18 protein-coding genes are annotated in these 25,416 nt (G+C 69.1%); 10 read left to right on the top strand and 8 right to left on the bottom strand.

All coding sequences use genetic code 11. From position 1 onward, the window contains the following. Positions 1-9: 9 nt before the first annotated feature. Positions 10-420 (top strand): hypothetical protein, encoded by a 411-nt coding sequence (locus HUA78_RS01020; RefSeq protein ID WP_174453534.1) that lies wholly within the window; start codon positions 10-12, stop codon positions 418-420. A 49-nt stretch (positions 421-469) separates the two neighbouring features. Here HUA78_RS01020 and HUA78_RS01025 read toward each other — a convergent pair whose 3' ends face one another. Continuing rightward, the gene (locus tag HUA78_RS01025; RefSeq protein WP_174475471.1) at positions 470-2,908 is read right to left on the bottom strand and encodes a TonB-dependent receptor domain-containing protein; all 2,439 of its coding nucleotides are present in this window, start codon (positions 2,906-2,908) and stop codon (positions 470-472) included. A 132-nt stretch (positions 2,909-3,040) separates the two neighbouring features. Further along, entirely contained in the window at positions 3,041-4,507 is a 1,467-nt protein-coding gene (locus HUA78_RS01030; RefSeq protein ID WP_254623516.1) for a hypothetical protein, read from the bottom strand. Between the two features lie 159 nt (positions 4,508-4,666). On the opposite strand from HUA78_RS01030, the gene HUA78_RS01035 reads away from it, so the two are divergent. The 3 genes from HUA78_RS01035 (at position 4,667) to HUA78_RS01045 (ending at position 8,607) form a co-directional block, all read left to right on the top strand. Then, positions 4,667-5,890 (top strand): imelysin family protein, encoded by a 1,224-nt coding sequence (locus HUA78_RS01035; RefSeq protein ID WP_174475473.1) that lies wholly within the window; start codon positions 4,667-4,669, stop codon positions 5,888-5,890. After that, positions 5,883-7,316 (top strand): HTTM domain-containing protein, encoded by a 1,434-nt coding sequence (locus tag HUA78_RS01040; protein WP_174475474.1) that lies wholly within the window; start codon positions 5,883-5,885, stop codon positions 7,314-7,316. Before HUA78_RS01035 ends, HUA78_RS01040 begins: the two co-directional genes overlap by 8 nt. Positions 7,317-7,620: 304 nt before the next feature. Then, positions 7,621-8,607, top strand: coding sequence for a zinc metalloprotease HtpX (locus HUA78_RS01045; protein ID WP_174453529.1), 987 nt, complete (start codon positions 7,621-7,623; stop codon positions 8,605-8,607). Between the two features lie 42 nt (positions 8,608-8,649). Here HUA78_RS01045 and HUA78_RS01050 read toward each other — a convergent pair whose 3' ends face one another. Then, positions 8,650-9,477 (bottom strand): 2-oxo acid dehydrogenase subunit E2, encoded by an 828-nt coding sequence (locus HUA78_RS01050; protein ID WP_174453528.1) that lies wholly within the window; start codon positions 9,475-9,477, stop codon positions 8,650-8,652. Positions 9,478-9,721: 244 nt separating this feature from the next. Between HUA78_RS01050 and HUA78_RS01055 the strand changes: the two genes are divergently transcribed. Then, positions 9,722-10,753, top strand: coding sequence for a cell envelope biogenesis protein TolA (locus HUA78_RS01055; protein WP_174453527.1), 1,032 nt, complete (start codon positions 9,722-9,724; stop codon positions 10,751-10,753). An 86-nt stretch (positions 10,754-10,839) separates the two neighbouring features. Here HUA78_RS01055 and HUA78_RS01060 read toward each other — a convergent pair whose 3' ends face one another. Then, positions 10,840-11,292, bottom strand: coding sequence for a MarR family winged helix-turn-helix transcriptional regulator (locus HUA78_RS01060; RefSeq protein WP_174453526.1), 453 nt, complete (start codon positions 11,290-11,292; stop codon positions 10,840-10,842). A gap of 116 nt (positions 11,293-11,408) precedes the next feature. Between HUA78_RS01060 and HUA78_RS01065 the strand changes: the two genes are divergently transcribed. The 3 genes from HUA78_RS01065 (at position 11,409) to HUA78_RS01075 (ending at position 17,140) form a co-directional block, all read left to right on the top strand. Further along, a complete protein-coding gene (locus tag HUA78_RS01065; RefSeq protein ID WP_174463124.1) occupies positions 11,409-12,785 on the top strand; it encodes a TolC family protein in 1,377 nt (458 codons plus the stop codon). Next, positions 12,773-13,921, top strand: a complete 1,149-nt coding sequence (locus tag HUA78_RS01070; RefSeq protein ID WP_371745465.1) for an efflux RND transporter periplasmic adaptor subunit — start codon at positions 12,773-12,775, stop codon at positions 13,919-13,921. The genes HUA78_RS01065 and HUA78_RS01070 overlap by 13 nt, the downstream gene beginning before the upstream one ends. Positions 13,922-13,996: 75 nt before the next feature. Next, a complete protein-coding gene (locus HUA78_RS01075) occupies positions 13,997-17,140 on the top strand; it encodes a multidrug efflux RND transporter permease subunit (RefSeq protein ID WP_174453524.1) in 3,144 nt (1,047 codons plus the stop codon). 81 nt (positions 17,141-17,221) lie between these two features. Here HUA78_RS01075 and HUA78_RS01080 read toward each other — a convergent pair whose 3' ends face one another. Next, positions 17,222-17,761: a DUF488 domain-containing protein gene (locus HUA78_RS01080; protein ID WP_371745466.1), complete on the bottom strand. Its 540-nt coding sequence runs from the start codon at positions 17,759-17,761 to the stop codon at positions 17,222-17,224. Between the two features lie 653 nt (positions 17,762-18,414). Continuing rightward, positions 18,415-19,329, bottom strand: a complete 915-nt coding sequence (locus tag HUA78_RS01085) for a glutaminase (protein ID WP_141644205.1) — start codon at positions 19,327-19,329, stop codon at positions 18,415-18,417. Between the two features lie 176 nt (positions 19,330-19,505). On the opposite strand from HUA78_RS01085, the gene HUA78_RS01090 reads away from it, so the two are divergent. After that, positions 19,506-21,143, top strand: a complete 1,638-nt coding sequence (locus HUA78_RS01090) for an ELWxxDGT repeat protein (RefSeq protein ID WP_174475475.1) — start codon at positions 19,506-19,508, stop codon at positions 21,141-21,143. A 119-nt stretch (positions 21,144-21,262) separates the two neighbouring features. Then, positions 21,263-23,725, top strand: coding sequence for an ABC transporter permease (locus HUA78_RS01095; RefSeq protein ID WP_254623518.1), 2,463 nt, complete (start codon positions 21,263-21,265; stop codon positions 23,723-23,725). A 21-nt stretch (positions 23,726-23,746) separates the two neighbouring features. Here HUA78_RS01095 and HUA78_RS01100 read toward each other — a convergent pair whose 3' ends face one another. Both HUA78_RS01100 and HUA78_RS01105 read right to left on the bottom strand, forming a co-directional pair. Then, entirely contained in the window at positions 23,747-24,472 is a 726-nt protein-coding gene (locus HUA78_RS01100) for a 2OG-Fe(II) oxygenase (RefSeq protein ID WP_371745507.1), read from the bottom strand. A gap of 211 nt (positions 24,473-24,683) precedes the next feature. After that, positions 24,684-25,400 (bottom strand): tyrosine-protein phosphatase, encoded by a 717-nt coding sequence (locus HUA78_RS01105; protein ID WP_174475477.1) that lies wholly within the window; start codon positions 25,398-25,400, stop codon positions 24,684-24,686. Between the last annotated feature and the right edge of the window lie 16 nt (positions 25,401-25,416).

Below are 25,416 nucleotides of genomic sequence, written 5' to 3' on the forward strand. Positions count from 1 at the left end.
GAGGCCCGCATGAGCGCGCCCGCGTCATCCAAGGTGGTCATCTTCCTGCACAGCGGAGATTACGACCGGGTGCACCAGGGCCTGTCCATCGCCGCCGCGGCAACCGCGTCGGGGCGCCGCGCGGAGGTGTATCTCTTCTGGTGGGCACTCGAGCGCTTCTTGCGGGGCGCGCTGGATGAGCCCTACTTCGAGAACCGCGCGGACGTCTCGGACCGCTTCGAATCACGAGGCATGCCCACGCTTCGCGCGCTGCTGGAGCACCTGACGGAGTCCGGGCTGTGCACGCTCGCGGGCTGCACGGGCTCGCTCGGCGCGCTGGGGGGCGAGTCGGAGACCGCGAAGAGTGGCATCGAGCTGTGGCTCGGCTGGAGCGCCATCCTCCAGCGCACCGCCGGCGTGACGGACCGCTTCTATCTCTGACCCTCCCTCGCCCCGGCCGGGTTCCTCCGGGGCACCTGGGGTCCTTGCGTCAGTGCGATAGCTTGAAGCCGAGAATCACCGTGCGGGGGGCGTTGGGGCGCGCGCCATAGGGACGACGGGAGACGATGTCCGCCGAGTCGAACACGTTGCGCGCGCTGAAGTAGAGCTGTCCCCAGCGGGAGAAGTTCCAGTTCGCGTTGACGTCGAAGGTGAGCTGGGAGTCCGTCAGCTCGCCGGGCGCCGCCTCACCCTGCCCCGCCTTCTCGCGCATGCTGTCGATGTAGAGCGCGCTCAGGATGACGCCACCCAGCGCGCCCTCCACGCCCACCGACGCGAAGACCTGGTGCCTGGGCACATAGGGCAGCTCGTCGCCGGCCTTCACGTCGCCGAACTGCGGATCCGCCGAGCGGAAGTCGGTGAGCAGCTCCGTGCGCGTGAAGGTGTAGGAAGCCGAGAGCGGAAACGTCACGCCGCCTCCGGGACGGAACGTCTTCTCCGCGAAGACCTCCAGTCCGTAGATGTGGGCCTGTCCCGCGTCCGTCTGTCGGTCCAGGTCGTCATCCACACAGCCGCTGGAGAAGGTGCAGATGGCGGTGAGGTTCGAGTAGTCGTTGAAGAAGCCGACGACCTCGAAGCGCTCGCCCCGACGCGTCCAGCGGGCGCCCGACTCGTAGTTGATGCTCTTCTCCGGCTTCACCGCGTCGGGCTGGCCCGGTGAGGGCGGCGAGAAGCCCCGATACGCGCCCGCGAAGAGGCCCAGGTTCGGCGTCAGCGCGCCATACGCGCCCAGGCCCGGCATCAACACCTCGAGCGAGCCGTCCGTGTCCTCCCCCGTCATGCGGTCATACGAGCGGGAGCGGATGACCTCCAGGCGAACGCCCGGCGTGAGGACCAGCGGTCCCCAGGCGATGGCATCCGTCACGTGCAGCGCGAGGGCGTGGGTGGCGTCCTTGTTGTCGGCGGTGGTGGCCGTGGGCGCTCCAGCGGAGACGAGCTCGCCGCCCGCCATGCGGTACGCGTCCTCGGTGTGCTTGCGGTCGATGCTGTCGTAGTGGAAGCGCGCGCCGACCTCCAGGCTGTGGCTCAGCGGGCCCGTCGTCGTGGTCCACCGCGCGACGCTCTGGAGGCCCTGCGACACGAAGGTGCGGTCATTGGGGCCGATGAGCAACGTGTCCTGCGTCGACGACGTGTCGAGCTGGCCGGTGAGGACGCCGTAGTAGATGGAGTTGCGCGCGCTCGTCGGGTCCGCGAGCACGGTGGCGATGGCGGCGCCGCCAAAGCGGTTCACCTTGCGCCACACGCGCGCGAAGTCGTTGCGGTAGGCCGTGGTGGTGATGGCCAGCGAGCCGGCTTCCAGCACGTGACTGAGGGCCACCTGGGTGCGGTGCCACTTCATCCGGTCCAGCGCGCTGGCGACGTAGCGGCGCAGCGGGTTGGCGCGGAAGTCCGCGTCGGACAGGCCCAGGTACGTCTCGTTGGACAGCTCGTCGGAGTAGCCCAGCTTGAGGTTGAGGCTCTGGCGAATCTCCCCCTCGGTCACCAGGCGGTAGCGGGCCTTCGCCATCCACTCGTTGCGCCGGAAGCCCGTGGTGCCTCCACCGTCGAGCTCCTTGAAGCCATTGCTGCGCAGGTGGATGCCTTCCACCAGGAAGCCCGCTCGCTCGGTGCTCGCGCTGAAGACGCCGTGCGCCTTGCCGTACAGGTAGCCACCTCCGGCGATGTCCAGCCACGCGGACTCCGACGCGGAGATGTCGCGCGTGAGGAACTCGACGGAGCCCGCGACAGTCTGTGGACCATGCTGGATGGCCGAGGGGCCCTTGAGCACGCGCACCGACTGCATGCGGGTGACGAGCGGAAAGAAGTAGGCCGCGGGCGCGGAGTACGGCGCCGGGCCGAAGAGGACACCGTCCTCCAACAGGGTGACCTTCTTGCTGCGGTCCGGATTCACGCCGCGAAGGCCCACGTTCGGCCGAAGCCCGAAGCCATCCTCGCCACGCGCGTAGACACCGGGCACGCTCATCAGCACCGCACTCGGGTCGTCCTTCTCGTAGCGCTCCAGCTGCGCGGGCTTGAGGATGTGGACCGAGCCGCTCGTGCGCGTCTCCGAGGTCCCCACCACCACGCTCTCGAACTTCCGCTGCCCCGCCTCGGGCACCGCGTCCGGCGCGGTGGGCGCCTGCGCGGGCACGCTACCGGCCTGCTCCGGAGCCAGCGGCGCGTCCTCCGGCGCCGACGGTGTGGCCACCGACTCCGAAGGCACGGGCACGTCGACAAGGGGCTCTGGCTGAGAGGACGTCGAGGGAAGAGCGGGCTCCTCGGCAGGTCCAACGGGCGATGGGGCCACCGGAGGAGCCGCCTCTGACGGAGTCGCAGCCTCGCTGGGAGCACCCGGCACGGACTGGGCGGCCGACGACGACACGAACCCCACCATGAGCACCGGAGCCGTCCAGCTCCGCGCCCGCCTCAGCCTGTCCTTGAACCATGCCATCTGCGAAGTACGCCCTTGTCTCGATGATGTGCGGTGGCACTGCGCCAGACGCCAGGAAGCCGGGGTGGCCGGGCCCATGAAGGGACCCGACTCCCCGGCTCCAGGACTGGGTGCTTCGAAACCGTGCTGCTACTACTTGTCGGCCGTGCCCGCGACGACGATCTTCCCGTCGGACTGCACGACGATGCCGCGCACGGCCTCCTCCGTCTTGCCGACGATGAAGTTGTGCTTCACGACGCCGCCCGTGCCGAACGTGGTGTCCAGCGCGCCAGCCGTCGTGTAACGCGCCACCACCATCTTGTTGTCGCCGCCCTCGGTGACGAAGCCCGCCACGTAGACGCGGTTGGACGCGTCGAAGGCCACGGACCAGAAGCGGTCATGGTCCGTCTCGGAGATGGGCGCCGCCTTGAAGACCTCGGTGCCCGAGCCGCCCACCGGGATGATGGCCAGCACGCCGTCGTCATCCTCGCTGCCACCGGCGCGGTAACCCGCCGCGGCCACCCAGTTGCCATCCGCGGACTTCGCCACGCCGAAGAACGCCTGCTCCGGACGCTCGAAGTCGTACAGCTTGTAGCCCTCCGTGTTGAAGGTCGTGTCGCGGGCGCCGTTCTTGTCCAGCATGAACACCAGGGCGGAGATCTTCTGCGCCACCGGCGTCGCGCTGCCCACCGTGCACACGCGGTCGTCGTTCAGCACCAGCAGGTTGCGGCCGCGGTCGTTGTCGCTGACCAGGTCCAGCAGGGCGATGCCGTTCGACCCCCAATTCAGGTCGCGCTCGCCCGTGGCCGAGTACTTGAAGTTCACCACGTCCACCGTGCCGGAGGACGCGCTGCGGCCGTAGCCGGTGGTGACGTAGCTGCCGTCCCTGAACTGGCCCACCGCGTACGCCTCCGCCATGCCCCACTCGGGGTTGGTGGGGGGGTTGACGGCTCCGAACGGCGCGGAGTTGACCACGCCCTTCCAGCCGAAGGTGTTGTCCGCCTTGCCCGCGTCATCCAGGCGCAGCAGCACGATGCGGTTGGCCGCCTGCGTGCCCACGCCCGTCGGCTGGCTGGTGTAACCCGACGCGACAATCTTGCCGTCCGCCTGGACGATGCCGTGGCGCGCGCCGTCGCTCAGGTTGGAGACGTTGAGCGTGTACACGCCCTCGGTGCCGAACGTCGTATCGCGGGCGCCGTTGGCCGAGAAGCGCACCACCACGCGGTCCGCGTCGACGCGGTCACCCTCGCCACGGCGCGAGCCGAAGACGACGAGCCGGTTGGACCCATCCGCCGCCAGACCCCACACGGCGTCCTTCGTTCCACCCGCCACGGTGCTCAGGTCCACGCGCGTCGTGCCACTGGCGCCGAACGTCGTGTCCAGCGTGCCGTCCGTGTTGAAGCGAGCCAGCGCGATGTCGGCGTCCGACACCGTCGTCACCGGGCCCGCGTCAGGCGTGCCGGAGTCGGGCGTGCCAGAGTCGGGCGTTCCGGAGTCAGGCGTGCCAGAGTCCGGCGTGTTCTGCGGGTCCTTCTCGTCGTCGTCGCCACAGGCGCTGCTGAACACCGCCAGTGCGAGCGAAAGAGCCGCTACGCCCGCGAACGATTTACGCTGCTGCATCCCGCTCTTCATCGTATGCCCCTCTCCCTGCAATATTTCGTAATCTGCTAATGACAATCGTTCTCAAAATCAGGGTGCGGCTCGTAAAACGGATCCACACGTGCTGTCAAGCGCGCGAGCATTGAGCACCCTGACTTCCCCGAGATGATCGAGACCCTCATGAAGACCCAGTCGCCGGGCCCCCTCCGCGCGCGCCGCACCAGCGCGCTCCTGCTCCTCACCGCCCTGACCTGCCTTCCGGGCTGCAAGGAGTCCGACAAAGGCAAGGAGGACGCGGGGCCGGGCGGCACGGACACGACGCGCGCGGACCTCCTGAAGGCGACGGGCGCCTGCGTGGAGAAGACGGCGCGGCAGTTCTTGGAGGCGAGCACCGCGCTGACGGGGGCGGTGTCGCGGTACGCGGGTCAGCCGGATGCCACGACGCAGGCGGAGGCGCGCGCGGCGTTCCACGCGGCCATGGACGTCTGGCAGGTCGCGGAGGTCATGCAGGTGGGACCGGCGGCGCCTCGCAGCGCGGCGGGCGGCGCGGAGCTGCGCGACAACGTCTATTCGTGGCCCCTGGTGAGTCGGTGCGCCGTGGAGGAGCAGGTCGTCAGCAAGAGCTACGAAACGGCGGGTTTCCCGACGTCACTGGTGAGCCGGCGCGGGCTGTACGCACTGGAGTACCTGCTGTTCCACGAGGGCGAGGAGACGGCGTGTCAGGGCACCTCGCCCATCGTCGCGCAGGGCACCTGGGCGGCGCTGTCACCGACAGAGCGGGCGACGCGCAAGCGCGCCTATGCGCTCGCGGTGGCGCAGGACGTGAATCAGCGAGCCACGCAGTTGGTGAAGGCGTGGGCAGCGGACCAGGACAACTTCGCCAACACGTTGGCGTCCGCGGGCTCGGGCAACACGGTGTTCCCGACGAACCAGGCCGCGCTCAACGCGGTGAGCGACGCGATGTTCTACTTCGAGCGCGAGGGCAAGGACCTGAAGCTGGCACGTCCCCTGGGTATGCGGGAGTGCTCGACGGAATCGTGCCCTGAGCACTTCGAATCGCAGTTCGCGAACCGCTCGAAGGCGAACCTGCGCGCCAATGTCCGGGGCTTCCGGCTGCTCGCGGAGGGCTGCGGTGAGGGTTACACGGGCACGGGCTTCGATGACGTGCTGGTGGCCGCGGGCGCGGAGGCGCTGGCCCAGAAGCTCCGTGAGCGAATCGTCGCCGCCGAGGCCGCCTTCGCGACCATCGAGGAAGAGGACCTGAAGCAGGCGCTGGCCCAGGACAAGCCGTCCGTGCGCGCGCTCCATGACGCGTTCAAGGGCGTCACGGACGTGCTCAAGACGGAGCTCGTCACGGTGCTGGACCTGGAGCTGCCCCAGTCCGTCGAAGGGGACAATGACTGAGCAGGCCCTCGGCTCCCGAAACGAGCGCCTCTGGAAGCTGTTGCTGGCGCCGCGAGATATCGCGGCGCTGGCGGCGTTCCGGGTGGCGCTCGGGGTGCTCATCACCGTCTCGTCGATTCGCTTCCTCGCCTATGGCTGGGTGGACGTGCTGTTCGTGCGCCCCCGGTTCCACTTCAGCTACTGGGGCTTCGACTGGGTGCCGTCGCTGCCCGCGCCGTGGATGCACCTGGTGTTCGCCGCGCTGGCGCTGCTGGGCGCATTCCTCGCGGCGGGCCTCTTCTATCGGGCGACGGCCGTCCTGCTCTTCGTGGCCTTCACGTATGTGCAGCTCGTCGACGTCAGCAACTACCTGAACCACTACTACCTGGTGAGCCTGTTGCTCGGGCTGCTCATCTTCGTGCCGGCGCACCGCGCGTTCTCCGTCGATGCATGGCGCAGGCCCGCGCTCCGGAGCGACACGCTGCCCGCGTGGTGCACGCTCTTGCTGCGCTTCCAGGTCACCGTCGTCTACGTGTTCGCCGGACTGGCGAAGCTCACCTCCGACTGGTTGGTGCACGCGCAGCCACTCAACATCTGGCTGTCGGCCCGCACGAGCCTGCCGTGGGTGGGGCCCCTGCTGGAGCAGCGTTGGGTGGCCTATGCGGCGGCGTGGTCCGGCTTCCTCTTCGACACCACCATCGTCGCGTTCCTGTTGTCGCGCCGGCTGCGCCCGTTCGCGTACGTCGTGGTCATCGTGTTCCACGCGGCCACGTCCGTGCTGTTCCCCATCGGAATGTTCCCCTTCATCATGGTGACGGCCGCGCTCGTGTTCTTCGAGCCCTCCTGGCCCCGACGCTTGGCGGCGCGACTGCGCGGACTGCCATGGCGCGATGCGGTCTCCTGGACTCCCCGCACCGCTGGGCTCGCGTCGCCGGGATGGAAGGCCTGGGTGGCGCTCGGCGCGGCGGTGGCGTACGGCGTGGTGCAGCTTGCCGTCCCGCTGCGCACGCACCTGTACGGCGGCAACGTGCTCTGGCACGAGCAGGGCATGCGCTTCTCCTGGCGGGTGATGGCGCGCGAGAAGAACGGCAGCGTGACGTTCATCGTCCGCGCACCGGGCACGGGACGCGAGTGGCACGTCTCGCCGAGTGAGCACCTCACCCGCCTGCAGGAGCGGGAGATGTCCGTGCAGCCCGACCTCATCCTCCAGCTCGCCCGACACATCGCCCGCGACTTCGAGTCTCGAGGCCATGGCGCGGTGGAGGTGCGTGCGGATGTCCGCGTTTCGTTGAACGGGCGCTCCGCGGAGGTGCTCGTGGATCCAAACGTGGACCTGGCGCGAGAGCGGGATGGGCTCGCGCCCAAGGCGTGGATTCTCCCAGCGCCCGACTCACCGCCCATCCGGCTGCGCCCGACCATGCGCACCGCGCGCGTTGATTCGCCCTGACAACCTCGGGACGGGCTCGGCTCGCGGCATCCACGAGGGGCCTCGCGGCGCGCCAACCGTCCCCGCGCAGGCTCACCCGGCCCCCTGCCATTGGGCCGCGAGCCACGACGCCTCCGGTCCTCAAGAGGGCTCGCGAGCCCGCACGGCGCGCTATCGGGCGACGGCTTGCCTGCCCTCCTGCCCTGCTTCCGAGCGATGACGTAAGCCCCTGGATTCATGGACACATCCAGGGGCTTTCGTTGACGAGCCGGCCCGCCTGTTTACGTTTCTGAAGCCCCTGAACGGGGGAAAGGAACGAGACGACATGGCACTCACTGGCACCCACGAAACTTCCCGGAACGGCGGCGGACGTCCGGCGCTGCACGGCGGCGGTGGGTGGCACCGCCTGGGCAACGCGCTCAAGACGACGGTGCTGCTCGCGGGCCTCACCGCGCTGGTGCTCGTCATCGGCCAGCGACTGGGCGGAGCCCAGGGTCTGATGTTCGCCGGCTTCTTCGCCGTGGTGATGAACTTCGGCTCCTACTGGTTCAGCGACAAGATCGCGCTCGCCATCCACGGCGCGAAGCCACTGCCCTATGAGCAGGCGCCGTGGCTGCATCAGATGGTGGAGCGACTGGCGACCCGCGCGGGCATGCCCAAGCCGAAGGTCTACATCCTGCCCACGCGCTCGCCAAATGCGTTCGCCACGGGCCGCAGCCCCAAGCATGCCGCCGTCGCGGTGACGGCGGGCATCATGGACATCCTCGACCAGCGCGAGCTGGAGGGCGTGCTCGCGCATGAAATCGGGCACGTGCGCAACCGCGACACGCTCATCGGCACGGTGGCGGCCACGCTGGCCGGTATCATCAGCTACGCGGCGCAGATGCTCTTCTGGTTCGGCGGCTCCATGCTCAGCCGGAGCGATGACGACGAGGGCGGCCTCGGCGGCGCGTTCGCAAACCTGGGCCTGCTCCTCGTCGCCCCCATCGCCGCGACGCTGTTGCAGCTCGCCGTGAGCCGCTCGCGCGAATACGGCGCGGACGCGACGGGCGCCGAGCTGAGCGGGGACCCGGATGCGCTGGCGGATGCCCTGCTGAAGATGGAGCGCGGCGCGGAGGTGATGCCATACGACAGGGCGCCAGCAACGTCGCACCTGTTCATCGTCAACCCGCTGCACCGAGGCGGCGTCATGGCGCTGTTCTCCACCCACCCGCCCATTCCAGAGCGGGTCCGCCGGCTGCGCGCGATGAGCGCTCGAACCGGCGGCTCACGTGCCCGTGGGGGCCGTGGCGGCTGGGAGTACGCGTACTGACGTGACGAACGGGCGCGGGGAGCACCCCATCGCTTCCCGCGCTCAGCCCCCCGAGGCCGCCGCGTCCGGCGGACCGAACGCCGCCTCGGGGTCCTCCAGCAGCTCCTTCAACGTGTTGGCCAGCACACCCGCGTGGAAGCCGTCGATGAAGCGATGGTCGATGGACGCGTTGAGGCTCATCACCTTCCCCACCACCACCTTCCCCTCCTCCACCACCGGCGTGTCGCGCACCGCGCCGGGCGCCAGGAACACTGGCACCCGCGTAAAGGGCACCAGGGGCAGATAGGCCGAGTCCAGGCCCAGCTCCCCCACGTCCGTGACGACCGCGGCGCCGAACGCATCCCTCGGCAGGCCGAAGCGGCCCAGGTCCAGGTTGAGCGTCACCGCCAGGAACGACACCCCACCGGTGAACAGCCGCATCAACGGCGCGGGCACCTTCTCCACCCACCGGAAGCCCTGTCGCACCCGCGCATCCTCGTGCGCCGCGTCCAGCGCGAGGACCAGGTCACGCAACCCGAGGCGATCCGCGTCCACCACCCGCACCGGCGCCCACCCCGACGCCGCGTCCGCCGAGCGCAGGAGCGCGGACACGGTGATGCGCTGACGCAGATAGATTCGGTGGAAGCGCAGCACCGCGTTGGCATCCGGGCAGCGCCGCAGCGCCTCCGCCAACGCCTTGAGCACCAGGTGCGTCACCGTCAGCCGCAGGCCCGTGCTCCGCTGGAAGGCATCCATGTAGGCCAGCGCCCGGTCCATGCGCACCGTCAGCGTGCCGTAGACGGTGGGGTCATACGCCGCCCCCCAGCTGCCAATGGCCAGCTTGCGGAAGCTCGACACGCGCTGCTTGGGTCTCAGCTCCAGGTGAGCCATGTCACACGTGCTCCTCGGGGCTCTTCGGGGCGGCGCAGCATCGCGGCTCCCGGCGGGGCGGGGAAGACCCCGTCTGGGCGAATGCCCTCCAAGGGAGGCTTCGATTTCGCACGTGCACCCTTCCTCCGAACAGGGCATGGAGGCGGGGTACAAGGGGGACGCACCCCCAGCGCACTCTTGACGGGCCCGCGCTGGAGGTTAGGCTGCCCCGCTTTTTGCATATCCCTCCCGTGGAGGTCGTCCCGTGGTTCCTTTGGTCATCGCCCTGGCAGTCGGGCTCGCCATCTCGCTGTATTTCAACCTCTTCGGCGGCGCGAAGCAGGCGGCGCTCCCGTCCTCTTCCTCCTCCTCCAACACGCCCCGCGTCGAGCTGGAAGCGGACCACAAGGCCGCGCGCGCCAGGGCGGAAGCGGAGCTGCAACGCAAGCAGAAGGAACTGGATGAGCAGCGAAACCAGCTCCAGGAAGTGAAGGATCAGCTCAAGCAGGCCAAGCGAAAGGTCTTCGAGCAGAAGGAGGGCGACAAGGGTTCTCAGGACCTGGCCAAGGCCCGCGCCGAGGTGGAGCGCAACGCGTCGCTGCAGCTGGAGCAGACCCGGCTGGAGCTCGCGCAGGTGCTGACCGAGAACCAGCGGCTGAAGGCGGAGTCCGAGGGTGGTCGCGGCCGTCGCCGTGAGCCGCAGGCCCCCGCCCCGGTGTCCGCCGCCGCCCCCGTGGTGGCCCCGCAGATCGCCGCCCCCGCCAAGGAGGGTGAGCAGGTGGTGGCCGCGGCCGTGTCGGTGACGCCGGTGGCCGAGGCCGCTCGCGAGGACCGGACTCCTCGTCGCGTCATCCGCGAGCTGAGCGAGGCGGACCGCGAGAAGATGGACCGGCTGGAGCAGGCGGCGAACAAGGACCGCAACCGCGCCGTGGACCTGGAGAAGGAAGTGCGCCGCATCAAGGGCCGCAACGAGACGCAGCAGCGCGTCTACGCCGCGACCAAGGGCGACCTGGACTTGATGAAGGACAAGTACAAGGCGCTGGAGAAGCGGCTGAACCGCACGCTGCTCGAGCGCGACCTCATGCGCCGCGCCATCAAGGACCTGGAGAAGAAGACGGGCATCCTGGCCGACCGCACCGAGCTGACCCCGGAGGAAATGGCCGCCAGCGACCAGCGCACCGAGGAGACCTCCCGCGTGCGCGCCGAGTCGGAGGCCCAGTCCGCCGCGCAGCAGGCGCCCGCCGAGGCTCCCGCCGCCACCACCGAGGCAGAGCCGAAGCCCGCGCAGCAGGCCTGACAGGCCGCCTCGCCGCTTCGAGCCGAGGGGCTCGGTCTTCCGGAATCACTTCCGGAGGCCGGGCCCTTCGTCGTTCCAGGCCCCGCTCACTCGCCGCAGCCGTCGGTGCCAGGCACTTCCGAACCGACTGACCGCAGGCTCAGGCCCGTCTGGAGCTTCTCCATCAGTCGCTTCAGCTCCGACAGCTCCGGCTCCGGAAGGTACTCCCCCAACTCGCCGTCCAGCTCCCGAAGCGCATCGAGCAGGTGGGACAGCTCGCGCTCTCCCTGGGCGGTCAATTCCAGCCGGAAGCAGCGCCGGTCCTCCCCGGCCTGCCGCAGCACCAGCCCATCCTCTTCCAGCCGATCCACCAGCCGGCTCGCCGCGGGCGCGTCCACCATCAGTCGCTCGGCGAGCGTGGACTGCCTTCGCATGCCCTCGGAAATGGCCTTCAGCGCCAGCAGTTGATTGAACGGCCGCGTCGTCCGCGCCCCGAGCTTCTCGGTGAGGTGGCGGCGAATGCTGCGACGCAACGAGGCGAGGTGCTCCGCGAAAGTCATTCCTCTGAAGAAATAGTTGTCGCCTACAATGGTTGTCAATTACATCTGCCTGACGCAATTCGTCGGATGGGGGGAGTCGAGTCGCACCTGCAGTCACCCTTACCTACCCGATTGGTATGTCCGCCCCCACCGCTCTCCTCTTGGCGTTCGTCGCTGCCTCGACGCCGGCCGCGCCGAGTACTCCTGTTCCTCCCCCTGTCCCCTTTCAGCCGAAGGTGGAGGACCCGATGTTGGCTCCGGTCCCCGCCGCGCCTCAGCAGGTGAGCACCTGGGAGCAGGCGCTGACGCTCGTGCGGGAGCGCTCGACGAATCTGAGGGCCGCGGAAGCCGGCGTCCAACGCGCCGAGGGGCGCTGGCGTCAGGCCCTGGCGTCGCTCTTGCCCAACGCACGCGCGTCGGCGAGTGCCGCCCATGACCTCCTCAACCCGGACACCGCGGTGGGCGTGTTTCCCACGCCCGCGCTGGACGGGCGCACGCCCACCTCGCCGATTGTCGGAACCCTCTCCGCGTCCCTGAGCCAGTCGCTGGTGGACGTGGGCGCGTGGCGAGGCCTGTCGTCGGCATCCGCCTCCGAGCGCGGCGCGGTGGCCAGCCTTCAAGATTTGCGTCGCCGCCTCACGCTGGGGCTTGCCCGCACGCTGGTCGCCACCGTGGCGGCCGAGCGGGCCGCGGAGATCAACCGCGTGGGTCTGCTCCAGGCGCTGGAGCGCTCCGCCTTGACGACGCGCTCGTTCGACCTGGGCGCGAGCAACCAGCTCGACGTGGTGCGGGTGAACCAGGATGTGGCGCTGGCGCGCGGCGCGCTCGTCTCCGGTGACGAGCAGCTTCGCCGGGCGCGCGAGGCGCTCGGCATCGCCCTGGGCTTTGGCAACGCGGTGGGCGTGGACACGTCCTTCAACCTGGGCGGACTGATGGAGGACACGCGCAAGGCGTGCACTCCGCTGGAGGACCTGGACACCCGCCCGGACCTGGCGGCCGCCCGCGCGCAGGTGGATGCATCGCGCGACAGCCGGCGGCAGGCGTCCGCGGGCTACCTGCCGACGCTCGGCCTGACGAGCAACCTGCAAGCGGTGACGACGGACCCGAGCTTCGGGCGCTTCTCTTCATGGAGCATCGCCGCGGTGCTGTCCGTCCCCCTGTGGGAAGGCGGCCTGCGCGGTGGACTGGTGAAGGAGCGCGAGGGAATCGAACGTCAAGCGGCGGAGACGCTGGAGGGCAGCCGCCGCGACGTGTCCGTCGAGGTGACGCAGGCCCGACGCAGCATCGAGGTGGCACAGGCGCTGGTGAAGACGGCGTCCGAGTCGCGAGAGCTCGCGGACCGGACGGACCGGCTCACGCGCCGTTCCTTTGAAGTGGGCCGCGGCAGCAGCTTGGAGCTGGTGCAGAGCGGAGCGGCCTTGCGCCAGGCGGAGCTGACGCTGGCGCTGCGTGAATTCGAGCTTGTCCAGGCGCGCCTGGACGCATTCTTGACGGAGGCCCGGTGCGATTGGTGATGCGGGTGCGCCCCCTGAAGGCGCTGAAGATGACGTTGTGGAGTTCCGCCCTGCTGATGGCGGCGGGGTGCTCGGGCAAGGCGGCACCTCCGGCCGCGCCACCTCCTCGCGAGGTGCTGGTGTTGACGCTGGCGCCCAGCGAGGTGCGGGACACCGGGGAGTACCTGGGCTCGCTCCTGTCGCGGCAGAACATCACCGTGCTGCCTCAAGTCGCGGGCTACGTGCGCCGCATCCACGTGAAGCCCGGTCAGAAGGTGGAGGCCGGGGCTCCGATTCTGGAGGTCGACTCGCGCACGGAGACGGCCGCGCTCGACAGCGCCCAGGCGCAGCAGAGCTCCGCGCACGTCAGCCGGGAGCTGGCGCGCACCACCCTGGCGCGCACGGAGGCGCTCTACAAGGAAGGCCTCGCCAGCGCTCAGGAGCTGGAGCAGGGCCGCGCCCAGGTGGAGGCCGCCGAGGCCGCCTCGCGCTCCGCCGCGGCCCAGGTGGCCCAGCGCCAGGTGCAGTTGCAGTTCCACGCCGTGCGCGCGCCCTTCGCGGGAACCGTGGGCGACGTGCTGGTGCGCATGGGTGACTTCGTGGGCGCGACGACGCCGCTGACGACGATTGCCCAGGCGGATGTCCTGGAGGTCAGCGTGGCGCTGCCGTCCGAGCGGGCGCGCGCGCTCAAGCCGGACACGGCGCTGGAGGTCCTGGACTCGCAGGGCAAGGTGCTGCTCACCAGCCCCCTGTTCTTCGTCGCGCCGCAGGCGGACCCGCGCACGCAGCTGGTGGAGGTGAAGGCGGCCTTCCAGAACACCGTGGGCCTGCGCCCCAGCGAGCTGGTGCGCTCGCGCATCGTCTACGCGAAGCGGGACGCGCTGCAGATTCCCGCGCTCGCGGTGGTGCGCCTGAGTGGTCAGCCCTTCGCCATGGTGGTGCAGGACAAGGAAGGCAAGACGGTGGTGGAGCGCCGCCCCATCGTCCTCGGGACGCTGGGCGACCTGTCCTACGTCATCGAAGGCGGGCTGAAGCAGGGCGACCGGGTGGCGGTGTCCTCGCTGCAGGCGCTGCGCGACGGCATGGCCGTGAAGGTGAAGTCCCCCGACGCCGCTCCGGCCGCCGGGGCCGGTGCCGCCACGGCGGGCAGCCGCTGAGCAGGGGATGGACCGGGCCTCGCCAGTCGCATCGCGAGGCTCGGCTACCGCCATGAGAATGAGGGCCTGAACGCCGTGTTCGTCGACTTCTTCATCCGCAGACCCGTCTTCGCCATCGTCTGCTCCATCTTGCTGACGCTGGTGGGGGCCATTGCCATCCCCACACTGCCCATCTCCCAGTACCCGGACCTGGCACCGCCGCAGGTGACGGTGACGGCCAACTACGTGGGCGCCAGCGCCGAGGTGGTGGAGAGCGCCGTCACCATTCCCATCGAGCAGGAGCTCAATGGCGTGGAGGGCATGCGCTACATCACCTCCACCAGCAGCAATGACGGCACCAGCCAGATTACCGTCACCTTCGAGCCCACGCGCGACATCGAGGTCGCCGCCGTCGACGTGCAGAACCGCGTCAGCCGCTCCGCCGCGCGTCTGCCCTCTCAGGTGAACCAGACGGGCATCGTCGTCAACAAGGCCTCCAGCCAGATGCTGCTGACGGTGGGTCTGTCCAGCCCGGACAACCGCTACGACGCGAAGTTCCTCAGCAACTACGCCGACGTGAATCTCAAGGACGCCATCAAGCGCGTGCGCGGCGTCGGCGAGGTCCGCATCTTCGGCGAGCGCAAGTTCTCCATGCGCCTGTGGTTGGACCCCACGGAGCTGGCGCGCCGCAAGCTCACGCCCCAGGACGTGACGCGCGCGCTCCAGGAGCAGAACCTCCAGGTGGCCGCGGGACAGGTGGGCCAGCCACCCTCCAGTGAAGAGCAGCCCTACCAGCTCGCGGTCCGCGCGCGCGGCCGTCTGGTGGACCCGGAGGAGTTCGGCGACATCGTCCTCATGCGCGACGCGAGCGGCAAGAGCGTGCGCGTGAAGGACGTGGGCCGGGTGGAGCTGGGCGCGGAGAGCTACGGCACGCTGTTGCGCTTCAACGGGAAGACGGGCGTGGGTCTGGCCATCTTCCAGTTGCCCACCGCCAACGCGCTCGACGTGCGCGACGGCGTCTTCAAGGAGCTGGAGCGCCTGTCCGCGCAGTTCCCCCCGGGCATGACGTTCCAGACGGGCACGGACACCACGCTCGCGGTGCGCGCCTCCATCCACGAGGTACTCCAAACGCTGGTGGAAGCCATCGCCCTGGTCATCCTGGTCATCTTCCTGTTCCTGCACGGCTGGCGCAGCGTGTTGATTACGGCCTTCACCCTGCCCGTCTCCCTGGTGGGCACCTTCGCCTTCGTCCAGTTGATGGGCTTCTCCATCAACACCCTCACCCTCTTCGGCCTCACACTGGCCACGGGCCTCGTCGTCGACGACGCCATCGTCGTCATCGAGAACATCGAACGGTTGATGGTGGAGCGGCACCTGACAGCGCGACAGGCCGCGCGCGAGGGCATGAAGGAAGTGGCCGGCGCCGTCATCGCCATCTCCGTCGTGCTGGTGGCGGTGTTCGTCCCGGTGGCCCTCTTCCCAGGAACGACGGGCGCCATCTATCGCCAGTTCGCGCTGACCATCGCCGCGTCGGTGGCGCTGTCCACGTTCTGCGCGCTGACGCTCACCCCGGCGCTGAGCGCTCGGATGCTCAAGCACCACGTGGGTGAGAAGTGGGTGTTCTTCCGCTGGGTGGACAAGGTGCTGGACGCGACGCGCGCCTGGTACGGCCGGGGCCTGCGGGCGCTGCTCAAGCACCCGCTCATCGTCTTGGTTGCGTTCCTGGCCTGCATCGGCGCCACGGTGGTGCTGTTCCGGGTGACGCCCACGGCCTTCATCCCCGACGAGGACCAGGGCTACGTCATCATCTCCATCCAGGGCCCGGAGGGCATGTCGCTGGCCCAGTCGGAGAAGGTGCTGGCCCAGGTGGAGGAGGTGCTCAAGCAGCAGCCGGAGGTGCGCGCCATGTTCGCCATCGGCGGCTTCTCCTTCCAGGGCACCGGCCCCAACCTGGCGACGGTGTTCTCCAGCCTCATCCCGTGGGAGGAGCGTCCGGGGAAGAACCAGTCCGTCGCGGGGCTGGTGGAGCGGCTGCGTGGGCCGCTGAGCCGCATCGGTGGCGCGCGTGTCATCCCCTTCCAGCCCCCGGCCATCCGCGGCGTGGGCAGCGTGGGCGGCTTCCAGTACATCGTCGAGGACACGGCGGGCTCGCGCACGCTGGATGAGCTGGCGACGGCCACGCAGGAGCTGGTGGCGAAGGGCAACGCGGACGGACGGCTGCGCGGCGTGCTCACGGCGTTCAACGCGGACACCCCGCTGCTGGACGTGGAAGTGGACCGGCAGAAGGCCAAGGCGCTCGGCATCCCCATCGAGCAGATCTTCGGGACGATGCAGGTCTACATGGGCAGCCAGTACGTCAACGACTTCAACTACGCGAACCGGACGTACCGCGTCTACGTGCAGGCCGAGCAGCAGTACCGCGACAGCCCGCAGGACATCGGCGCGTTCTACGTGCGCAGCGACAACGGGGAGATGATTCCGCTCGAGTCGCTGGTGAAGGTGACGCCCACGGTGTCCGCGCAGGTCATCCGCCACTACAACCTGTTCCGCTCGGCGGAGGTCAACGGGGCGGCGGCTCCAGGCGTCTCCTCCGGTCAGGCCATCGAGGCGATGGAGACGCTCGCGGCGGAGACGCTGCCGCAGGGCATGAGCGCGGAGTGGACGGGCATCAGCCTGGAGCAGAAGGAGAGCGGTGGTCAGACGCTCATCATCTTCGGCCTGGGGCTCCTGTTCGTGTTCCTGGTGCTGGCGGCGCAGTACGAGAGCTTCAGCCTGCCGTTCGTCATCATCCTCTCGGTGCCCCTGGCCATCATGGGCGCGCTGGCGCTGCAGCTCATGCGCGGGTACGCCAACGACGTGTTCTGTCAGGTGGGTCTGGTGATGCTGGTGGGTCTTGCCAGCAAGAACGCCATCCTCATCGTGGAGTTCGCCGAGCAGTTGAGGGAGAGCGGCAAGGACGCGCTGGAGGCGGTGGTGATGGCCGCCGAGGTCCGCCTGCGGCCCATCCTGATGACCTCCATCGCGTTCCTCCTGGGCGTGGTGCCGCTGATGACGGCGCAGGGCGCGGGCGCGGCGGCACGCAACTCGCTGGGCACGACGGTGTTCGGCGGAATGCTGGTGTCCACCATCGTCAACCTCATCTTCATCCCGGGCCTCTACGTGCTGATGCAGAAGGTGCGCGGCGAGTCCCGGCGGGAAGCGGCGGACGACGAACTCCCGGCGGCGGCTCCCGCGCCGTGAGCCCGTGAAGGACACCGCTGGCGGACGCGGGAGCCACTGGCTCCCATGTCCCGGCGGTGCGGCCGCCCACGCTCCAGAAGGTCAGGAGCGGCGGGCGGCTTCGATGAGCTCCGCGAGCAGCGTGCGGTGACAGACGGGCTCCAGGATGCAGTCCTTGGAGCAAAGGAGCGTCACCGTCTCTCCCCGGTCCACCCTCGCGGCCAGCTCTGCGATGATTTCCCGCTGTGACTGCATTTCCTGGATGTACCGCTCTCGGTAGGCATCGAGGGTTATCGGCGTCTGGCCCTTGCCGTAGAAGGCCTCGAAGAGGTCGGGGCTGGGCGCCAGCTCGCGGCGCCACTCGTCCCAGGTCTCCTTGGCTTTGGGGAGGCCGCGCGGCCTGTAGCGGCAGACGAGGAGACGCAAGCCATCATCGGGCTCTCCTGGAACACACCAACGACGGGTCTTGATGGGCATCGAGGGGCAACCCGGTGCCGAGGGCACCGTATTCCGGAAGGGTTCACCCGACTTCTTACCGGACCTGCGTGGATCACTCGCGGTGGCTTCGTCGCAAGTCCTTGGAAACGCTTGGATCGAGCGAGGCGAAGGATGCGGCACGCGCCCTGCTATGTGATGCCGCATCGAAGCGCGGCGGTACGGCGCAGGGGTTGGGCAGCAAGGGCGGCGGGTTGGACGGGGTGGTACGCAGGACGGGCGGCGGGTTGGACGGGGCAGCACGCAGGACGGGCGGCGGGTCGGACGGGGCAGCACGCAGGACGGGCAGCACGGGGCAGTACGGGCGGCGGGTCGGACGGGGCAGCACGCAGGACGGGGCGGCGGGTTGGACGGGGCAGCACGCAGGACGGGCAGCACGGGGTGGTACGGGCGGGTCGGACGGGGCAGCACGTAGGACAGGCAGCACGGGGCGGTACGGGCGGCGGGTCGGACGGGGCAGCACGCAGGACGGGCGGTACGGGCGGCGGGTCGGACGGGGCAGCACGCAGGACGGGCAGCACGGGGCGGTACGGGCGGCGGGTCGGACGGGGCAGCACGCAGGACGGGCGGCGGGTCGGACGGGGCAGCACGCAGGACGGGCGGCGGGTTGGACGGGGCAGCACGCAGGACGGGGCAGCACGCAGGACGGGCGGGTTGGACGGGCGGGTTGCAGCAAGCGAAGCGGGAGATCCGCTTCACATCGGGACGGCTCGGGCGTGAGGGATGGGCGGTGGGGGCCGGTCCTCAGCGGAAGAACATCTTCGCGAGGACCGGTTCACCTTCAACGCCACCCATCCCCCTCAAAACACCGAGAGCCCGGTCAGCGTCGTGAACCGGTCCAGTGCTTCCACACCCGCAACGGAGTTGCCGTGGGCATCCAGCCCCGGACTCCACACACACAATCCACAGCGATTCGGGATGACGGCGATGATGCCGCCACCGACACCACTCTTGCATGGCAGGCCCACGCGATAGGCGAACTCGCCCGCGGCGTCATACGTGCCGCAGGTGAGCATCACCGCGTTGACCTGCTTGGCCTGGCTGCGCGTGAGCAATCGCTCACCTTTCGCGCCCTGCCCATGACGCGCCAGGAAGCCACAGGCCCGCGCGAGGTCCGCGCAGCTCATCGACAGCGAGCACTGCCAGAAATAGTGCTCCAGCACGCGAGGCACCGGGTTCTGGATGTTGCCGTAGCTCGCCATGAAGTGCGCCAGCGCGGAGTTGCGGTGGCCGTGCTCGGCCTCTGACGCGGCGACCACCGGGTCGAAGTCCACGGACGCGTTGCCACTCTCCGCCCGCAGGAACTCCCGCAACACTCCGCGCGAATCGCCCGTGAGACTCAGCAACCGGTCCGTGACGACCAGCGCCCCCGCATTGATGAACGGGTTGCGGGGCACACCCTGCTCGTACTCGAGCTGCACCAGCGAATTGAACGGATTGCCCGAGGGCTCCTTGCCTACCCTGCGCCACAGCGCATCCCCATCGCGAGCCAGCGTCAGCGCCAGCGCGAACACCTTGGAGATGCTCTGCACGGAGAAGGGAACCCGCCAATCCCCCACGCCGAACACCTCGCCATCGACGGTCGCCAGCGCCATGCCGAACCGTGCGGGGTCCACCGCGGCCAGCGCGGGGATGTAGTTCGCCACCCGCCCCTGCCCCACCGTCGGCCGGATGGCCGCCATCACTTCATTCAGAATCGCCTGGAAGTCGTCCATCGCGCGCCCCGTCCACCGTGGCCCCGGATGATAGCCGCGCGGGGGAGTGTCGCCTCATTCACATCGGTGAACCAGCGAACCTGACCTCAGGCCCCAGAGCACTGGGCATTCGCCAATCACCCTCCACATTCCGCGGACCCGGATGAACGATGGGTCCGGGGAAAGGAAATGAATCCATGCGTCACTCCCGTTCATTTTTCCTCGTCGGCAGTTGTGCGCTCTTCTGCGCCTGCGGCCCCATGGAGGAGTCGGTGGACCTACCGACCCCCGACACCACCTCCGAAACCGAGCTGAGCCAGGACCTGAACAACCAGTGCAGCGGGCCCAAGCTCGTCGCCGACCTCGCGCCGGGTACCGGCTCGACGTTCCCGTTCGACAGCGTCCAGGTGGATGGCGTCGTCTATCTGAGCGTCGTCTACGGCCCGAGCCTCGACACCTACGCCCTGTGGAAGCTGGAAGAGAAATCCGGCGGGCAGGACCTCCATTCCGGATGGAAGGCCACCCTGTTGCTCGGAAACCTCTCCGACTACCCCAAGCGAATGACTGTCGTGGGCTCCAAGGTCTTCTTCATCATGGACGATGGCATCCACGGCAACGAGCTGTGGAAGACAGACGGCACCCCTGGAGGGACTCGACTGGTCGAGGACATCAATCCCTTCGGTGATGCCTTTCCAGACAACCCGCTCTTCCAGCTCGTCTCCGTGGGCAAGACGCTCTACTTCCCCGCCGACGACGGCACGCGCGGCACGGAGTTGTGGCGCAGTGACGGGACGACCGGGGGAACGCACCTCGTGAAGGATATCGCCCCAGGCTTCGCGAGCTCTTCCCCCGGGCAACTCCTCGTCGATGGCAAGCGGCTCCTCTTCGCCGCGGACGACGGCGACAAGGGTCGTGAGCTGTGGAAGTCCGACGGCACGAATGGCGGAACCCGGCTGGTGCGAGACATCGCCCCGGGCTCCGTGAGTTCGTCGCCCGAGCAGCTCTTCCGACTGGAAGACGGCACCGTGTTCTTCGTGGCGAACGACGGCACCCACGGCCGGGAACTCTGGACGACGGATGGAACGAAGGAGGACACCGAGCTGGTGGAGGACATTCGCGCGGGTTCGGAGGGCTCGGACATCGCCTGGCTGACGTCAGGGAAGAAGAAGCTCTATTTCACCGCGAACGACGGCGTCCACGGCGCGGAGCTGTGGACCTCGATGGGCTGCGAGGATGACACACGACTGGTGAAGGACATCCGTCCGGGTGCCACGGGCTCGGACCCTCGTGAGCTGGTGCCGCTGAAGGGCAACGTCATCCTGTTCGCCGACGACGGCACCCACGGCCGGGAGCCGTGGAGGAGCAACGGCACGACCGCGGGCACCTTGATGCTCGCGGACACCCATCCGACGTCGCCACCGCCGGGGTACGAGCCCTCGAGTCTGGCCGCGGGAAAGAACAAGGTCTTCTTCTACGCGACCACGCCCGACGAGGGGAAAGAGCCCTGGGTCACCGATGGCACGCCTTCGGGCACCCGGCTCATCAAGGACCTGTGGCCCGGACCCGCGAACTCCATCTCTGGAGACCCCTTCCCGCCCTTCGTCGTGGGCGACGGCGCGACCTTCCTCTACTTCGACGATACGGTGGGTGCGGAGCTGGCGTGGACCAACGGCACCTCGTCGGGAACCCGCGTGGCGGACATCAATCCGGGACCCGCTTCGTCCAATCCGATCATCTTCCTCGCCTCCCACGACTGGGTCTATCTCGTCGCGGGTGACGGCACCCACGGCAGCGAGCCGTGGGCCTTGTCCACCGGCTGCTTCCCCAAGAACTGAGCCTCGAAGACACGTTCATGAGACGCGAGTGTCCGGAGCCGGGAACCGATTGTCCCAGCTCCGGCCACCGCGCCAGATGGCTCGTCGCACCGTGCGTCTGACGACAGAGAGTGCGCCTCATGGCACGCTCCGTGCTGTCGGGCACACGCATGGACTTTTTCCGCCAGGACTTCCGTCACGCGCTGCGCCGGTTGCGACGCAGTCCCACGTTCACCCTGGTGGCGGTGCTCACGCTCACGCTCGGAATCGGGGCGAACGCGGCCATCTTCAGCGTGGTGCACACCGTGCTGCTGCGTCCCCTCCCTCTCCAGGACGACGCGCGCGTGGTGCGGCTGTACAGCGTGGGGAAGCAGGGCCCGGGTCCCACTTCACCTCCTGACCTGGTGAGCCTGCGCGAGCAGGCACGCTCCTTCACCGGATTGGCCGCGCTCGCGAGCACCGAGCTGACCCTGGGCGCGCATGACGCCGAGTCGCTCCCCGTGAAGGTCCAGGGAACCCTCGCCACGGCCGACCTCTTCCAGGTGCTCGGCCCGCGAGTGCATCTGGGCCGAGCGCTCCAGCCAGGAGACGATGCTCCAGGCGCGCCTCCGGTCGCCGTCATCTCTCATTCCTTGTGGCAGCGTCGCTTCGGCGGAAGTCCGACGGTGCTGGGGCGAACCCTGAGCACGGGAGCCCCCGTGCCCGCCACGGTGGTGGGAGTCATGGCGCCCGGCTTCGACTTCCCGGCGCGTTCGGATCTCTGGTTGCCCCTGGTCCTGGGCCCGGAGTCGTTGACGCCGGAAGCACGCGGTGCCCACTGGCTGGAGGTGTATGGCCGCCTCGCGCCCGGCGCGAGCGTGGAGCAGGCAACCGCCGAGGTGGCCGCGATTGCACGAGGACTGGCCGAGCAGCATCCCCGGACGAACCGGGATGTGGGCGCGAGCGTGGAGTCCCTGCGCGACGTGCTGCTGGGAAAGGTGCGTCCGTCCCTGCTGATGTTGATGGGCGCGGTGGGGCTGGTCCTGCTCGTCGCCTGCGCGAACCTCACCCACCTGTTGCTCGCACGTGCGGCCTCGCGTGAGGGAGAGTTGTCGATTCGCCTCGCCCTGGGCGCGAGCCGGGGCCGGCTGGCTCGCGAGCTGCTCGCGGAGAGCGGCCTGCTGGCGCTCGCGGGTGGCGCGATGGGACTGCTCGCGGCCATGTGGGCCATGGATGTCCTGACCGCGTTCGGCCCCCAGGACATTCCTCGTCTCGAGGAGGCCTCCATCGACGGCACCGTGCTGGCCTTCACCGCCGCGTTGGCGATGCTCACCACGGTGTTGTTCGGCCTCGTTCCCACGCTGAAGGCCACGCGCGTGTCGCTCGGCGGTGGACTGCGCATGGCGAATGCGGGGAGTGGCGGTGGCGCCCACCACCACAAGACGCGCGCATTGCTCATCGTCGGGGAGACCGCGCTCGCGGTGTTGCTGCTGGTGAGCGCGGGGCTGCTGTTGCGCAGCTTCGTGCATCTTCAGCGAGCGGCGCCGGGGTTCGAGTCGGAGGGAGTCCTCACGGTGAAGCTCGACCTGCCGCCCAATCGGTATGGCTTCGGCACCGCCGCGCCCGAGGCCTTCTTCGACCAGCTCCTCACGCGGCTGCGCGCCCTGCCCGGCGTCGAGGCCGCGGGCATCGTCGCTGGCCTGCCGATGGACGGAGGCAAGATGCCGCTCGACCTGAAGGACCCCCAGCGTCCGGTGCCACCTGGAGCGGCCCCCTGGAAGGCCAGCGTGCGCATCGTCAGTCCTGGCGCCCTGGAGACCCTGAGCGTGAAGCTCCTGAGTGGCCGGGGGCTGAGCGCCGAGGACCGAGGTGAAGGTAGGCGCGCCGTGTTGGTCAACGCGGAGGCCGCTCGCCGGTTCTGGCCGAACGAGGACCCGTTGGGGCGGACGCTGAGCACCGACATGAACTGGGGAAACGGTGCGTTCGGAGGAGTCGTGGTCGGCGTGGTGGACAACCTCGCCATCGACGGGCTGGCGGCGCCCGCTGTCGCGGAGGTCTATCTCCCCTATGAGCAGGCACGCAGCACGCAGATGACGCTGGTGCTGCGAACGTCGGCGGACCCGCTCACGCTCGCCTCGGCGGTGCGCGCGGAGGTCCGGTCGCTCGACTCGAGCCTCGCGCTCGGCAGCGTGCGCACGCTGGCCTCGGTCGTGGACCACACGGTGGCGCCGCTGCGCTTCTACTTGCTGCTCGTCGGAGTCTTCGCCGGGGTGGCACTGCTGCTGGCCGCGGTGGGGCTCTATGGCGTCGTCGCCTATGCGGTATCCCAGCGGACACGGGAGCTGGGTATCCGCCTGGCCCTGGGAGCGAGGACACACCAGGTGACGAACCTGGTGCTGCGTCGGTACCTGGGATTGACGGCGGTGGGGCTGGGACTCGGGCTCGTGCTCGCGGCGGGGGCCAGTCGGACGCTCGCGCATCTGCTCAATGGGGTTCAACCCGTGGATCCACTCACGTACGCGGTGGTGCTGGTGGTTCTGGGATTGGTGGCCTTTGCCGCGGCCCTGCTCCCCGCGCGGAGGGCGGCACAGGTGTCTCCCTCGGTCGCGCTCCGGGGTGACTGAGGCAGCCAGGCGTGGGGCCCGTCAGCGGGCATCGTGGAAGATGATTCCCACCGTGTGACGGTGGCCAGAACGGAGGCGGCTGACGCCGTGACGCATGTTGACGCGGTAGATGCCTCGCGTGCCCTGCACGGGGCGGTGGTGGACGGGGAAGATGACGCCATCTCCCTGGCGAAGTGGCACCACCTCCGCGCGGGACTGCATGCGGGGGCGCTGTTCGGTGAGCACCAGCTCGCCTCCCGTGAAGTCTCGCTCCGGCTCCGACAGGAGGAAGGCCACCTGGAGGGGGAAGACCTCGTCGCCATAGAGGTCCTGGTGGAGGCAGTTGTAGTCGCCCTCTCCGTACTGGAGGAGCAATGGCGTGGGCCGGAGCTGCTCGGCCTGATGACAGCGCTGGAGGTAGGCGGCGTGCGTTTCGGGGTAGCGCATGTCGATGCGCATGGCCTCGTTCCAGCGATTCGCGATGGCGGCGAGCGGGGGGTAGAGCCCACTTCGTAGACGGGCGACGAGGTCAGGGAGCGGATAGGCGAAGTACTTGTACTCGCCCCGACCAAAGCCGTGCCGAGCCATGACAACGCGACTGCGGAACGGCACATCGGAGGGATAGATCGCCGCGAGGGCCGCGCACTCGTCAGGCGTCAGCATGGAAGCCAGCGTGGCGCACCCGCGAGTATCCAGCTCCGAGCCGAGAGCCGCCCAGTCGAGCGCCTCCAGGCGCTGCTCCACGTTGGGAGGGCTCGACGCACGCATCCTGCGGACAGGCGTGGTCATGAGGCCCTCCACTCCACGGACACCTGAGCTGACATTGTTCGCTGCTTCGGTCGCCACGCCATACAGACACTCCCTCTTGTCTCCGGCGGCGCAGTCAGCACACCGGACAGACACAGGAGATGGCGCACCGGGGAGCAGGTTGCGACCCGGTTGTTGCTGCGAACGGACGGCGCCGGGGCGCCGCTTCCAGTTACGTGCCGCAAATCCCCGCTGTCACACTCCCCACGCGAAGCAATCGCGCCCCCAGTGCCTCCAACGCGGCCGCCTGCGCCGCCGACAGCCGCACGCCCGGTCGCGCCTTCTGCACCATGGCCAGGGCTTGCTTCGCATCGGGAGCCAGTCCACGCGCCAGGAGGAGTGCGGCAGCCACCATGCCCGTACGCCCATGTCCCTGCGCGCAGTGGATGTAGAGCGGCGTCGGCAGCATCGCCCAAGACTCGACGCAGGACGCCAGGCGCTCCACCGACGGCGCCGTCGCGTCGAGGATGGGATGACAGACGTAGTGCTCGACACTCCGGATGCCTTCGGGCTCGATGAACTCGGACGTCAGGTCCACCACCGTCCGAGTACCCACCGGTAACTCCCCCGCCAACAACCGACGCCCGATGACGATGCCGGGCGCGACCTCGTCATGCACTGATTCGCGCGAGAGCCGCCGCGCGAGTCGCCACGTCGCCCAGGTCATCAGCAGATAGGGCAACAAGACGACCAGCGCCCAGGGATGCATCCGTCCATCGGAGCACTTACCAAAAACCGCCGGCCACGCCCCGGCATACGCCACCGCCACGAGCGCGAAGCTCAGCGCGGGCCAGAGCAACCCCCACCCCAGGCCCCGAAGCTGGAAGGCCAGGACCATCAGCAGCGCCGCGAAGACACCGAAGACAAATGAGTACTTCAGGCCCGCCATGGGATTTCCACCCTCT

It is taken from the genome of Myxococcus sp. CA033 (genome assembly GCF_013336625.1).
In the GTDB taxonomy this organism is placed as follows: Bacteria; Myxococcota; Myxococcia; order Myxococcales; family Myxococcaceae; genus Myxococcus; species Myxococcus llanfairpwllgwyngyllgogerychwyrndrobwllllantysiliogogogochensis.

Coding starts and splice junctions, on each gene's coding strand:
- HUA78_RS01020 (WP_174453534.1), top strand. CDS start 10: ATGAGCGCGCCCGCGTCATCCAAGGTGGTCATCTTCCTGCACAGCGGA.
- HUA78_RS01085 (WP_141644205.1), bottom strand. CDS start 19,329: ATGGACGACTTCCAGGCGATTCTGAATGAAGTGATGGCGGCCATCCGG.
- HUA78_RS01100 (WP_371745507.1), bottom strand. CDS start 24,472: ATGCGTGCGTCGAGCCCTCCCAACGTGGAGCAGCGCCTGGAGGCGCTC.
- HUA78_RS01035 (WP_174475473.1), top strand. CDS start 4,667: ATGAAGACCCAGTCGCCGGGCCCCCTCCGCGCGCGCCGCACCAGCGCG.
- HUA78_RS01040 (WP_174475474.1), top strand. CDS start 5,883: ATGACTGAGCAGGCCCTCGGCTCCCGAAACGAGCGCCTCTGGAAGCTG.
- HUA78_RS01080 (WP_371745466.1), bottom strand. CDS start 17,761: ATGCGGCATCACATAGCAGGGCGCGTGCCGCATCCTTCGCCTCGCTCG.
- HUA78_RS01025 (WP_174475471.1), bottom strand. CDS start 2,908: ATGGCATGGTTCAAGGACAGGCTGAGGCGGGCGCGGAGCTGGACGGCT.
- HUA78_RS01105 (WP_174475477.1), bottom strand. CDS start 25,400: ATGGCGGGCCTGAAGTACTCATTTGTCTTCGGTGTCTTCGCGGCGCTG.
- HUA78_RS01060 (WP_174453526.1), bottom strand. CDS start 11,292: ATGACTTTCGCGGAGCACCTCGCCTCGTTGCGTCGCAGCATTCGCCGC.
- HUA78_RS01030 (WP_254623516.1), bottom strand. CDS start 4,507: ATGCAGCAGCGTAAATCGTTCGCGGGCGTAGCGGCTCTTTCGCTCGCA.
- HUA78_RS01045 (WP_174453529.1), top strand. CDS start 7,621: ATGGCACTCACTGGCACCCACGAAACTTCCCGGAACGGCGGCGGACGT.
- HUA78_RS01050 (WP_174453528.1), bottom strand. CDS start 9,477: ATGGCTCACCTGGAGCTGAGACCCAAGCAGCGCGTGTCGAGCTTCCGC.
- HUA78_RS01065 (WP_174463124.1), top strand. CDS start 11,409: ATGTCCGCCCCCACCGCTCTCCTCTTGGCGTTCGTCGCTGCCTCGACG.
- HUA78_RS01095 (WP_254623518.1), top strand. CDS start 21,263: ATGGCACGCTCCGTGCTGTCGGGCACACGCATGGACTTTTTCCGCCAG.
- HUA78_RS01090 (WP_174475475.1), top strand. CDS start 19,506: ATGCGTCACTCCCGTTCATTTTTCCTCGTCGGCAGTTGTGCGCTCTTC.